Raw genomic sequence first — 13,249 nt, 5'->3', positions numbered from 1 at the left:
ATGAGCATGTAGTAAATCGATAGGCTCCATCATTTTCCCCAAACAAATTTGTTGGGGGAAATTAGATCACGACTTCAATTTTACTGCAATTATTTTTAGCAAATTTGAGGGGATATATCAGTGCGCGGGCAAGACAGATTTTTATGTCCTGTACGCAATCATGCCCTTCCAATTAGCCTTAAGATTTAGCATTTCGTCAAAAAGAACCTATGGGTGCAACCGAGGCAGCCAGGTTCTGTGACGTATCCGCTTCTTCGGTATAAGCCTTACTCAGTATGTGCAACAAGTGACTATTACAAGAAGATGGCATAGAAAAATAAGTTAGTTTAAAAGTTGCTTTAATTTCATTCATTATTGGTATAATCAATTGATTCAACTCAGAGCGGGAAAGGGGTGGATTTTTTCTCAACTGGTCCATTAAATCGAGGGCTCCTTTTCGGAATGAAGTTTTGGAAACATATGCTTTTAAATCATCAATCAAAGTTGGAACATCCAGTTTTTGAACTTTGTACATATCAAGTGCCTCTGGGGTGCAATTTAATTGCTGGGCGTCAAGCTTTGACAAAACAAAGCGCCGTTCAGCTAGCTTCGTACATGAGGAAATGAAAAAATTCTCCAGATCAGACAATGAGGATACGAATAATTTAAAATCAACTTTTGATAGCCAATAGTTCCGGTAGTCATTTTTTAAACTAACATTGTTGTAGCTATTAAGACTTTGAAAAAAGGAAATGAAAACACGACTATTGTTAATAATAAACGGCGTGAATCGTTCAAATAAAGGAACAATACTGTGGTGTATGGCTTTCAATTTATCCAGTAATAATAAAAAATTGGGAATATCGGATACCCAGCTCTCCAACTGGATTAAATATGTTTTAATTAGTTCCGCTTGAATTAAAAGACACCCTTCGGAGAGAGAATCGCGACTCCACTCACAAATCTTACTTAAGGATAAGTAAACAAAGGATGAGGGCTTTTTCCATTTCCCTAGCAATACCAGAAAATCAGAAAAAGAGCATACTGATCGAGCGATATGCGGGATGAAAATAGAATAGAAATAAGCCAAAAATTCGTCCTTTTTGAATTTCAATAAATTCAAAATGTTATCGGGATTAGCCGACTCAATCAACAGATTGCTAAATATTGAGGCTATAAAACGTTGATTTCTAGAGGCTGTAATCAGAAGATCATTCACCGAATTTATATCTTGAAATAACTCAGGTAGTCTCGGCTGCAATTTAGTTAAAAATGCAGTTATAATCTCAGTTTCCTCAGAAATATAAGTATATTGTTTCAATGAATTGATTTCACTTAAACAAGCACTAGCTGTAAGCGTTTTTTCAGCTATCTTATCTATCAATAAGGTTCGGAAAAGCACGGTTACATCGACACTCCATTCCTTCGTAGGTACCCTGATGTAATGTGATAAATCACGTTTTCGTTCATCAAACCAAAGATCAAATGTTGCATCAATAAATTGACACTGTACCTCATGAGATAGATAGCGCATCACCCAATTGGATTCTGTAATATCAGATAAATTGTTTAACCTCGGAACAACGCGCTCGATTACTTCCTTCAATAATAAAGGATCTTCGTCCAAACATTTTAAGTCCAGAAAACTATAAATGTGAGGAGCTAATCTATCGGCTATTTCATCTTGTGTGTAGATAGGCCGCATATAATCAACGAAATGAGCTAGTAAATGCCGAGTATCGTAGTCAAAAGGATGAAAAGAGCGATTGTAAGGCATTAAGATATGATACGCTGCCATGTCGGAATCAGCCGTCATTTCTGCAAGTTCCAGGCAAAATTGATTAACCGGCAAAGAAGGGGTGACGCGATAGTCAAGATAAGTCTTTCTTACACAAACCCAACGCTTTGCTAACCAAAAGTGAATTTTATTTTTTAACACTGTCGCCGGTGCTGGAAAATCTTCCTGGGTCAATTTGGTAAAAAATGCATAAGTCGTTCGTGCTTCTTCGTCAAACCTCTGCCTTGAGACAATTGAAATAGAAGGTTCATATTCGGATGGAATAGCCTGATATTTAGTAAGTAAATGAATAATTTTGGCGTTTGTAATCATATCTGATCTATTGAAATAACCTATTCAGATGTTACAAGAATAATTGAGCGAATATCACCGTATAAAATACGATGATTTTATTCCTTACAATGAAACGCTCAGACCTTCGAAAATTTTGAATAATCAGATGATCTGTTGTCGCTACAACATAGAAAAAAACCCGGTAGGCCCGGGCTTATTATAGTGTTCATGGCACAAAGCAGTGTGAGGTACACACGTGTCCTGATTTAAAATTCCATCAAATCTTTTTCTTTTACAACAAGAATTGCATCAATCTCAGCAATGTATTTATCGGTCAGCTTTTGAATCACTTCAGCAGCACGACGCTCATCATCCTCAGAAATTGCCTTATCTTTGACTAAATCCTTCAGCTGGCTATTTGCATCTCTTCTGATATTGCGTATGGATACCCGTCCTTGTTCGCCCTCACCACGTACCACCTTAATCAGCTCTTTACGACGCTCTTCAGTTAAAGGAGGCATTGGAACACGAATGGCACTTCCTGCTGTAGACGGATTCAAGCCCAGATCAGAAGTTAAAATTGCTTTTTCAATAGCAGCGACCATAGATTTTTCCCAAGGAGTAACCGTAATGGTTCGTGAGTCACTGGCGCTAATATTGGCAACTTGGCCTAAAGGAGTCAGTGTACCGTAATAATCTACTTGAACATGATCCAACAAGCCAGCATTTGCTCTTCCAGTACGAATCTTTGACATGTCCACATGCAATGATTCAATTGTTTTTTTCATCCGCTTTTCTGCGTCTTGTTTTATTTCATTGATCATGATTCGCTCCGACTATAGTTCCTACTCGTTCTCCAGTAACAATTCGCTTCAAAGCATCAGGAGCAGCCATATCAAAAACCTGTAATGGCATACCTTGATCCTGACACAGGCAAATCGCTGTAGAGTCCATGACTTCCAAACCCTTCGTTAATACTTCTTTATAAGTTAAATAATCATATCGAACAGCATCTGGATTTTTAAAAGGATCCGCAGAATAGACTCCATCTACTTTTGTAGCTTTCAATACAACTTCAGCACCAACTTCAATTGCTCTTAAGCAAGCAGCTGTATCTGTTGTAAAGAAAGGATTACCTGTTCCGGCTGCAAATATAACAACCTGCCCATTTCGTAAATGAGTTATTGCTTTTCGTCGATGATAAGAGTCAACTACACCCATCATGGGGATCGCGGACATAATACGCGCTGGCAAATCGATTCGCTCCAATGCGTCCCGAATTGCCAAAGCATTCATTACTGTTGCCAGCATGCCCATATGATCACCGGTAACTCGCCCTAACCCAGCTTGAGAAAGAGCCTTACCACGGAATAAGTTACCGCCACCGACAACCAAACCTACCTCGACTCCCATTTGAATTAACTCAGCAACATCTCGAGCCAAAGTATCAAGAACGGAGGGATCGATGCCAAATTGCGACTTACCCATTAAGGCTTCGCCGCTAAATTTAAGCAATATGCGTTTGTATTTTAATTTCGGGTGACTTTCATTCATCATGTACGAACCTGAGCCATCACTTCTTCAACAAAATTATCTTCTTTCTTTTCAATGCCTTCACCTACTTCATAGCGAATGAAAGAAACTACTTCAGCGCCCTTCTCTTTCAGAAGCTGACCGACTTTAATATCTGGGTTTTTAACATATGGTTGACCTAATAAGCTGACTTCATCAATAAACTTGTTAATACGTCCTTCAATCATTTTATCGATAATTTCTTGTGGCTTACCACTTTCTTTAGCTTGGGCAGTGAAAATTTCTCTTTCGTTTTCAATTGCTTCAGCAGATACTTGATCACGATTTACAACAATTGGTTTGCTGGCAGCAATATGCATCGCAATGTCTTTGGCTAATTCTTCTGAACCATTTTTTAAAGCAACCATAACACCAATACGTGAACCGTGCAGGTAATAGCCAATCACACCACCAGTGCAACTGATTCGCTCAATACGTCGCAACTTGATGTTCTCGCCAATTTTAGCGACTAATTGCTGTCTGGCTTGTTCAACTGTAACACCACCTGATAAAGGCTGATCAGATAACGCAGAAATATCAGAAACAGAACTGTTTAAAGCAGCTTGAGAAACAGCAGTGGCAAAATTGGTGAAATTCTCATCACGTGCTACGAAATCGGTTTCGCTATTGATTTCAATCATAACTGCAGAAGTTTCGTCTGCAGAACGAGCAATAACGACGATACCTTCAGCAGCGACTCTGTCTGCTTTTTTGTCTGCTTTAGCCTGACCTGCTTTACGCATTTCGGTAATAGCAAGCTCTATATCACCGTTTGTCGCAATTAGAAATTTTTTACATTCCATCATGCCTGCGCCTGTACGCTCACGAAGTTGCATTACCAATCCAGCACTAATTGTTGACATATTCATTTCTCCACATAGCAAAAAGGGGGCTAATTAAAATTAACGCCCCCTTTATTCAAATATTAATTATTCCCCAGCTTTATCTGCTTCACCAGAACCAGTAGCAACTTCTACAAATTCAGAGTCAGAAGACATACCCCCTACAGTATTGCTGTTTTTTCCATCAAGAATTGCGTCAGCAACGCATCGAACGTAAATATCTACAGCTCGCATGGAATCATCATTTCCAGGAATAACGTAATCAATGTTGTCTGGGCTGTTATTAGTATCGACAACACCAATAACAGGGATTTTTAACCGACGTGCTTCTTCAACAGCAATGTGCTCAAAACCAACGTCAACAACAAACAGAGCATCAGGCAAACCACCCATGTGTTCAATACCGCCTAAACCACGCTCCAGTTTTTCCAGTTCACGAGTCAGCATCAATGCTTCTTTCTTGATCATGTCGTTAAACAGGCCTTTTTCTTTCATTTCTTTTAATTCTTTCAATCGGAATATAGATTGACGAACTGTTTTATAGTTAGTCAACATACCGCCTAACCAACGGTGATCAACATAGGGCATGCCACAACGTTTCGCGTGTTCACGAATACTGTCTTGTGCTGCTCTCTTGGTTCCGACAAATAAAATTTTTGCTTTATTTGATGCCAATCGACCAACGTAGTTGACAACGTCGCTCAACATAGGCATGGTTTTTTCTAAATTGATGATGTGGATTTTATTTCTTGATCCAAAAATGTACTCGCCCATTTTAGGGTTCCAGTACCGAGTTCTGTGACCAAAATGTGCTCCAGCTTCGAGCAATTCACGCATACTAACATTCATATTATATCTCCAGGGTTAAGCCTCCACACTTCCCATACGAAACCCACAAGGGACCCTAACGTATGTGACGAAGCGTGTGTGTATTTAAAGCGCGATATTTATAACATATTGAGAGTAATTCAGCAATGAAATTAATCTATAGCACTGTATTTAACTAATCCTTTCGATCTATACTGCGCCAATCATGGATGGAATGAGTTAATTATACCCACAGGAATATCAGTTTAACGAACAAGAGGAAATGATAATGAGTAAGAAACTTATCTGGTTATCGGCAATTACGTTAGCCTTGTTTATTGGTCAACCATCTTTTGCATGCCCTGCTGAAAAAAATCCTTCTCAACCATGCCATTGTAATGACAGTAAAAAAACATCTCAAAATTTAAATTTGACCCAGGAACAAAAAGCTAAAATCAAAGCAATACGTGTACAAGCCAGAACCCAGTTAAAAACCAGTCACAAACAACTAAAAGTGATTCGAGATCAAATTGATGCATTAATCAAGGCAGAAAAAATCGATGAGGCAAAACTGGATCAATTAATCAGTCAAAGAAGTAAAATTAAAGATGCCATGCTGAAAACCCACATCCTGATGCGCCATCAAATTTATTCGCTCCTGACACCCCAGCAAAAGCAGCACTATCAAGAAATCAAAAGTGCGCATGAACAGCATCATGCTTAATTACTCTGTTTAGTAGTTCAACATTCTAGTCTTGCACTGTCGGGTACCACTCCAGCAGTGCCAGTTCCCTCCTTGACTCTAAAACGCGACAGGCCTAGAATGTCCTTCTAATTGTCACCAGGGGTGCTGAACCGTTCTTTAGTTTGGCTGAGAAAAACCCTTAGTACCTGATCTGGATAATACCTGCGAAGGAAGAGTGAATTATGACTTATTTGAAGTACTGCCATTTATTTTATAGACAAAAATCGGATGTCCTTTTTTTATCACGGTTAATTCGTCTCAATCAGAACACCTTGAAAGCAATTTATACTCATCCGTTCAATCAAGAGTTGTTTGCAGGAACCTTACCTCAAGAAAAATTCGGACTCTATTTGCGCGATGATTTTTTGTATTTACGCCAATTTTCATGCGCTCTCCAAAATATTGCCGAACGCACCGAGATGACTCATCCAGGTTTATCGAAACAACTGAATACTTTGGCAAACGATGTTATAAACAACGAACACAGCATGCAACTCCAATACCGTGAGCATTTTAGAGAGTTCTATAAACATCAAACAGGAACTTCAATATCTCAATATTCCCAGTATCTGGTTAAGACATCAACACAAGCCGAGGTGCCTGAGGCTCTTTGCAGTATATTGCCCTGCTTTTGGATCTATTACCAATTAGGCACCATGATGGCTGACAAAGACCCAATGAAACCCCATCCTTATTCAGACTGGATAGCAACTTATTCTGGAGCTGATTTTGTACAGATCACCCAAAATCTTGCAGCCGAGGTCGATTTAATTGTGGAAGATACACATCCATTAAAGCAGCTTGAATTGATACGATTTTTTTCAAGATCAGTTTCCTTTGAACTCGATTTTTTTGACGAAATATATTATGCCCAAAATAATAAAAAACATGATATAAGGTTAGTTGGGCACTAAATTAAATAATAACTCAATGTTGACAACTCAATTGCATTGTTGCTGTATCCAGCATTGACCGTATAAATTGCACAACCTGACTGGCTGGCAAATAGGTGCATAGTAACCAACACCAGGCGCTCCGGTGACCACTACGCCACCATACCAACCTGCGTTATGCCAACCATTATTCCAACCGTTGTTATGCCATACAGTCCCATGCCATCCCCCGGCGGGCCCACGCCAACCCACAGCATGCCAACCACCATAAGCTGCAGCAGCGGTACTGGCAATAATGCATAATCCAAAAACGAGAGTTCGTAAGGCATTTTTCTTCACTGTTTTGTTCATGGAGCTATCCAATATTCAAGAATTATGTTTCACTCATGTACAAGTATAGTTCATTTTAAAAACAGATACTGAAGCAAAGCTCTGAACGTGCATATTCATCGAGATGATTAGCTAACGAACAAGAGTATTTAAAATATTGATACCCAATCGGTTAGCATTAACCTTCGCTTTATTCGTTAAAACAACGACTCCAATTTTTTTTGCCGGCGAAAACCCAATAAAGGTACTAAATCCCTGATTTCCTCCATTTTTGGTTATCAATAAATTATTGTTGCGAATTACTCTCTGCCAGCCAAGCCCCATGATAAATTTCGGTCTAACGACAAATGCAGGTTGTTGAGCCAATTGCATGGCAGACAGCAATGGTGCAGAAGCATCACCTACTTTAATTCCCAGATTAGCCTTCATAAAACGCAACATATCAGCAGATGATGAACGTAAAGCACCTCCCCCTAAATAATTGGCAGGTACATAATGGGGGGCTTTGTTATTATTGTGACGATAACCCTGAGCCTCATTCAATTTCAAAGAGTGAGGGACATTAAACCAGGTATGAGTCATACCCAATGGCTCGGTGATGTTTTGGGTTGTCAAGACCGTTAAAGGAGTTCCAGTAGCCTGCTCCAAGATGAAGCCTAAAAAGCCAAAACCGATATTGGAATAGTGATATTGAGTACCCACAGGTGTATTGGGACGCCAAAATTTTAATTGTTTGATAAACGCATCGCTATCTCCTTTAGATACACCAAACTGCTCCAATTGACGTGGAAAGCTTGCAGTATGCGTCGCAAGATTGACCAATGTAACTTGATTTATGGGAACATTTTTGCTGATAGCAAGCTGAGGCAGGTATCGGTTAACAGAGTCATTTAATTTTATTGTGCCTCTCTCTACTTCAAGAGCCAGTAACGTACTGACAAATATTTTGGTAATTGACGCCAATTCAAAAATAGTATCTTGAGTTACCGGAGTACGTTTCTGTATATCAGCCATACCATAATTATAAAAGTAATCCTGGCCATTGTAATAAACCGCTACAGAAATGCCGGGAATCTGATGAGATAAACTATAAGGTTTTACAATAGAATCCATCAGGAGAGTCAGTTTTTTTTCCTCATAAGATTGGGCACTAGCAACCGAATGACAGGCCAGGAACATAAAAAAAGAAAGGTATCGAATCAATTGCTTCAGTTTCATGAGCTTTTCATCACTCTATCATAAGATCATACATCACATTATCAGCGTATATTGTTTAATAATTAAATATCAAGTCAGTCATTTTTATTAGAATCAATAAACATAAAGCATTAAGGGTTCAGATCTTGCCTTTTGTTACTTGACATGCATTCATTGATTGTTAACAAACATTTGCCATACTGATTATTTTTAACTGATTGTTATGGCTAGTCGATATCCTTTTTTTCGGACCCAGCTCAAGGAAGTAAGCCTGGCGTCTCTCTGTACTCTTTTTTTTTCCATTTTCCAAAGCAAGAATTTTGGCGATTTTTTATTGAGAAAATACGTTATAATCTCCGCCCTTCAGTGTACAGGAAGTCTTTCAGAATAATGGGTTATGCGCTCTGTTCATAACAAAAAAACCTGTCTTGCCCGCGCAGGTGGGCAACTATTTGGCATTTGGCACTGCAGCACGTTGAGACAACTCGTTGACATACACTAAAAATCACATTATCTCATACGCCAAAAGGAGGTCATATGGATTTCAGCGAATTGAAAGAGAGTTTAAACCTAAAGAAAAATAATACCTACTGGCTCTTTGGCATCGGTTTATTTGAATGAATGGTTGCCCGCCGGCGCAGGCAAGACAGGTTGTTAGTTATGTATAGAGGGTTAGGCGCCTAATCTGTATTTTTCTTGCTCATGCGCCAACCCGAATGTTCAAAAAATGACTTATTTGCGACGAATTAAACATTGGCTCATAATGCTCGCCTCTTCATATTTGTTGTATCTATTTCACTGTCGCTTTCATTTTCAGACGTCTTTGTACTCTGTAGGGCCTGATCCTTGATTACAACAAACGAATTCATGCCTTCGATTGAAAAAGAATCTGGAACAGATGACGAGGCTTGTGAAGATTTCATTGTGTTTGTATCCAGTTCGAGGATTGATCTATTGACGGTGCTTTGTCCGTCCGCACCCCATTTAGTTCGCGCATAAACTGCTTTTAGTATGCGCAGTGATTCAAATTTGGATAGACGTTCAGCATGTTCTATAGGGGTATAATCATCACGGCTACAAAATGTCACGGCAGCGGCCTTTTCTGTTATGGGCAAGGAACTCAGAAGAAGATGCAATGAGTCAGGATATAATACTGCACAATGCAACACCGACATTCGATCATGATTACACAACTTCACCACACCAGCTCTTGCTGTTATGGGCAGACATTCCATCATTATTTTTATTAACGCAGGATCATGTACCACCTGGTGTGCTACTGATTCACCAATTTTGTTCGTAATTTTTACAGCAGCTACTCTTTCTTCTGCAGGCAGGTAGTTCAGAATGTTTACCAGGGCTGTGGTATTTGTTTCTGCCAGAATGAGCAATACGTCTAAGCCATTTTCATTAGGCATCTTCAAAGCGGCCATTTGTTCTTCTTTTAACAGACAATTTAGCATGTGCTTTATGTAGAGGGGTTGGTATATAGCGATCAGGTGTAACAGGTTGTTGCCGTCTTCGTATTGTTCCAGTAAGGCGGTGTGCCTTTCTCTCTCGGAAAACGATCTTAGAATGGGGATCAACAGTTCGGGGTTTGTTTTTACAATTTGTCTAAGTTCAGTAGGATTTGGTTTGCTTCTCTTCAGGAGTCTACCCAATTCGTTTTTGCTGTCCCTTTCATAGCTTTGCACAGCCTGTTGCGCATGTTCCATTCTTCTGAACAATGAATATCTTCCGTGGGTTGGCGAAGAGTCTGAGACTGATGAGGAGGCAGGTGAGGATGATAGGCTATGGATATCCTGATCTCTAATTGATAAATCAACAAGGCTTTGTTCACTTCGATGTGTTACTGAGGTTTCTCTTTCTCTTACGGGCAGATAGTCTACTAGCTCTAGCAAGACTGTGGCGTTTTTTTCTGCCAAGAGACGCAATACGTTCAAGTTATTGTCGTTAGGTATTCTCAAGACGGTGATTCTTACATCTTCCAACAGATAATCAAGCAGTTGTATGAGGTAGCTTGGGTGATGTGTGGCAATCAGGTGCAATAAAGTGTTGCCATTTCTGTATTTTGTCAGTATTACAGTATGCCTCTGTGTTTCGGAAAAGGAATCCAGAATTTCTATCAATAACCCAGGGTCGTGTCGTGTAATTTGTTCCAGTACAACACAATGTTCTTTATTCCTTGCCGTCAAAACTGCAAAGTATTGTGTTTTGGGAAGCCAGTCTAAAAACAGTTTAAGACTTCTGGAATTATAAAACACACAATGCGCCAGGTTATTACCATTATTATCAGATGCTAATGCAGCGTCAGCTTTTTCTGCTTCGGGCACAAGCTGAAATAACCGCATTAATGCCTGGGAATCAAGTGCTACCAAATGCAGCAAAGTGTAGTTAAGTCGACCTTTTATCATCATTGCATGTACTTTTTGAGTCAAAGGCAAGTAGTCCAGGAGTTGAAGGAGAATTTTACGATAGGTAATGGCGATCTGATGCAAGATGGTATCACCGTCTTCATTTGTTGCCATGATTGCGTCTGCTTTTTGTGTTTCTGAGAGGCAATCAACAAGTTCTACCAGTATTTTGGGTTTATTTATTGATATTTCATGCAGGAGAGTGTTGCCTTTATGATTTGTTTCCATTACAGCAATAAATCGGTCGTTTTCGTTTAAAAGTAACAGAATGTGTTTCAGTGCTTTAGGGTTGTTTTTTACCACCTGCTGCAACACGGTGATACCATTATCGTCTTTAAAGTTTAAAAGAGACATCAGTTCTTTTGAGGAAAGTGGATCTACCAATTTTGTCAAAGTGCCAGGATATGTTTTATCAGTCTGATGCAGCAGGCTAGTATCCTCTGTTAACATTTGCTTTTGCACTTGTTGGTTATCACGCCAATCAGTCGTTACTACTGGATCTGAGGATGCAGAGGAAGACGTGTCAGTAGAAGAAGATGCTGCGTGAACTGAATCATTAGTGTTTTTTTGTTGCAAACAATAACGTGAGGCCAAGAGCCTGACAAGCGTTTCAGCGGCTTTAAAGGAAGCGCTCTCATGAACGCTCTGCATGCTTTGCTCTTCTTTCATTATTTTTTGTTCGATATTGAAAGGCATATACAGCTGTCTTTGGTGAATTTAAAGTCATTAATAATAACATAAGGTTGGCAAACTGTTTAATTTGCATTAATACTGACTTTTTTGATTCTCTATTAGGAAAGAAACAGGTCATGGGTTATGCGCCCTGTTCATGACAAAAACCCGTCTTGCCCGCGCAGGCGGGCAACTATTTGGCATTTGGCACTGCAGTACGTTGAGACAATTCGTTGAAAATCACATCCACTCGAACGCCAAAAGGAGGTGATATGGAGTGTTTCAGCGAGTTCAACGAGAGTTTAAAACTGAAGAAAAATAATCCCTACTGACTACTGGGCATCGGTTTATGTTGATGAATGGTTGCCCGCCGGCGCGGGCAAGACAGGTTTTTTGTCATGTACAAAGGAGGTGATATAGAGTGTTTCTGCGAGTTCAACAAGAGTTTAAACCTGAAGAACAATAATCCCTGCTGACTACTGGGCATCGGTTTATGTTGATGAATGGTTGCCCGCCGGCGCGGGCAAGACAGGTTTTTTGTCATGTACAAAGGAGATGATATAGAGTGTTTCTGCGAGTTCAACAAGAGTTTAAACCTGAAGAACAATAATCCCTGCTGACTACTGGGCATCGGTTTATGTTGATGAATGGTTGCCCGCCGGCACGGGCAAGACAGGTTTTTTGTCATGTACAGAAGGCCGAATGTTTAATTCATTGCAAGTAAGTCATTTCTCTGCATAAGGGTTTTAGCGCATGAACAACAAAAACACAGCTCAAATGCCCAACCTACATACATGTGTACATAAAAAAAACCGAGTCTTGCCCGCGCCGGCGGGCAACCATTCATCAAAATAATCCAATGCCCAAGTCGAGCCACTGAGGATTGTTTTGTTCAATCAGGTTTATTTTCCATTGTCTGTTCCATTTTTTAATACGTTTTTCTCTGGTTATTGCTTGATAAACATCAGAGTGAATTTCATAATAAACTAAACGATGAACATGGTATCTTTTTGTAAAGCCTTCGCTCAATCCTCCCTTGTGTTGATATACTCGTTGTATCAGATTGCTGGTAATGCCAGTATAAAGGGTTCCATATTCCTTGCTAGCTAATATATAAACAAAATAGTGCTTCTCTTCCATTATTCATCCTGGTTGGTTGCTAAAATCCACATTTTCTTTCTGGACCACCATTATTTTTCCATAGAGTAATCCGCTGCACTATGATAAATGATTAGGATCCGGCAGGCGATAATGAGATAGGACTCAGAGTTTTAGTGCTTGTTGAATTTGAAAAAAATCGTTGGATGCTGCGGTATCATGACGATTGTTGCGCCTCACCGACCACAACACAGGCCAATTTGCTTCAATTGACTGCATGCGTAGCAAGTAATGTAAGCAACATAGTGACACATCATGCCATTCTCGCCTTGTTCCAGCCAAAATACGCGTTGAAACTATCCATATCACCGACTTTTGGCGATCGAGATGATATGATGTTTAACATAGGTCAGCGAGTTATCTCATTTTACTTCCGTGATTAATCATCAGTGGTTGCCCGCCTGCGCGGGCTGAGTGATCCCCTGATATTTTTTGAACAACTAGAATTTACCATTTTCTAGCCAACTCCTGCTCCATCAGGGTTGGCAAGTTTTCATAGTCAATATTGAGCTCTTGTAGCTTATCAAATTCAATCATCAACTGCCCCAGATAGAAATAAGAGAATACTT

At 39.7% G+C, this 13,249-nt stretch carries 11 protein-coding genes and 1 riboswitch; of the genes, 2 read left to right on the top strand and 9 right to left on the bottom strand.

Going from position 1 to position 13,249, the window contains the following annotated elements; translation table 11 throughout:
* Positions 1-196 precede the first annotated feature (196 nt).
* From ELY21_RS15160 to rpsB, 5 genes are all read right to left on the bottom strand, one after another.
* Entirely contained in the window at positions 197-2,089 is a 1,893-nt protein-coding gene (locus tag ELY21_RS15160) for a hypothetical protein (RefSeq protein WP_127110870.1), read from the bottom strand.
* A 227-nt stretch (positions 2,090-2,316) separates the two neighbouring features.
* Positions 2,317-2,874, bottom strand: coding sequence for a ribosome recycling factor (frr, locus tag ELY21_RS15155; protein WP_028383431.1), 558 nt, complete (start codon positions 2,872-2,874; stop codon positions 2,317-2,319).
* Positions 2,864-3,607, bottom strand: coding sequence for a UMP kinase (gene pyrH / locus ELY21_RS15150; protein WP_127110868.1), 744 nt, complete (start codon positions 3,605-3,607; stop codon positions 2,864-2,866). Before pyrH ends, frr begins: the two co-directional genes overlap by 11 nt.
* Positions 3,604-4,485, bottom strand: coding sequence for a translation elongation factor Ts (tsf, locus tag ELY21_RS15145; protein ID WP_127110866.1), 882 nt, complete (start codon positions 4,483-4,485; stop codon positions 3,604-3,606). The genes pyrH and tsf overlap by 4 nt, the downstream gene beginning before the upstream one ends.
* Positions 4,486-4,551: 66 nt before the next feature.
* Positions 4,552-5,313, bottom strand: coding sequence for a 30S ribosomal protein S2 (gene rpsB, locus ELY21_RS15140; RefSeq protein WP_028383428.1), 762 nt, complete (start codon positions 5,311-5,313; stop codon positions 4,552-4,554).
* A 247-nt stretch (positions 5,314-5,560) separates the two neighbouring features.
* Between rpsB and ELY21_RS15135 the strand changes: the two genes are divergently transcribed.
* Both ELY21_RS15135 and ELY21_RS15130 read left to right on the top strand, forming a co-directional pair.
* Positions 5,561-5,995, top strand: a complete 435-nt coding sequence (locus tag ELY21_RS15135) for a Spy/CpxP family protein refolding chaperone (RefSeq protein ID WP_127110864.1) — start codon at positions 5,561-5,563, stop codon at positions 5,993-5,995.
* A gap of 109 nt (positions 5,996-6,104) precedes the next feature.
* Positions 6,105-6,207: riboswitch (TPP riboswitch) on the top strand.
* A complete protein-coding gene (locus ELY21_RS15130) occupies positions 6,199-6,930 on the top strand; it encodes a TenA family protein (RefSeq protein WP_127110862.1) in 732 nt (243 codons plus the stop codon). Its footprint overlaps the riboswitch before it by 9 nt.
* Before the next feature lie 27 nt (positions 6,931-6,957).
* Here ELY21_RS15130 and ELY21_RS15125 read toward each other — a convergent pair whose 3' ends face one another.
* From ELY21_RS15125 to ELY21_RS15110, 4 genes are all read right to left on the bottom strand, one after another.
* Positions 6,958-7,260, bottom strand: coding sequence for a hypothetical protein (locus tag ELY21_RS15125; RefSeq protein WP_028383425.1), 303 nt, complete (start codon positions 7,258-7,260; stop codon positions 6,958-6,960).
* 111 nt (positions 7,261-7,371) lie between these two features.
* On the bottom strand, positions 7,372-8,457 hold the full coding sequence (locus ELY21_RS15120; RefSeq protein ID WP_127110860.1) for a serine hydrolase: 1,086 nt from the start codon (positions 8,455-8,457) through the stop codon (positions 7,372-7,374).
* 737 nt (positions 8,458-9,194) lie between these two features.
* The gene (locus tag ELY21_RS15115) at positions 9,195-11,546 is read right to left on the bottom strand and encodes a hypothetical protein (RefSeq protein WP_127110858.1); all 2,352 of its coding nucleotides are present in this window, start codon (positions 11,544-11,546) and stop codon (positions 9,195-9,197) included.
* An 822-nt stretch (positions 11,547-12,368) separates the two neighbouring features.
* Entirely contained in the window at positions 12,369-12,662 is a 294-nt protein-coding gene (locus tag ELY21_RS15110; RefSeq protein ID WP_127110856.1) for a GIY-YIG nuclease family protein, read from the bottom strand.
* Between the last annotated feature and the right edge of the window lie 587 nt (positions 12,663-13,249).

The sequence above is a fragment of the Legionella sp. km535 genome (genome assembly GCF_003990085.1).
Classification (GTDB): domain Bacteria; phylum Pseudomonadota; class Gammaproteobacteria; order Legionellales; family Legionellaceae; genus Legionella; species Legionella moravica.
Note: the sequence above shows the minus strand (reverse complement) of the source record. Positions and strands in the feature narration are given on the sequence as shown.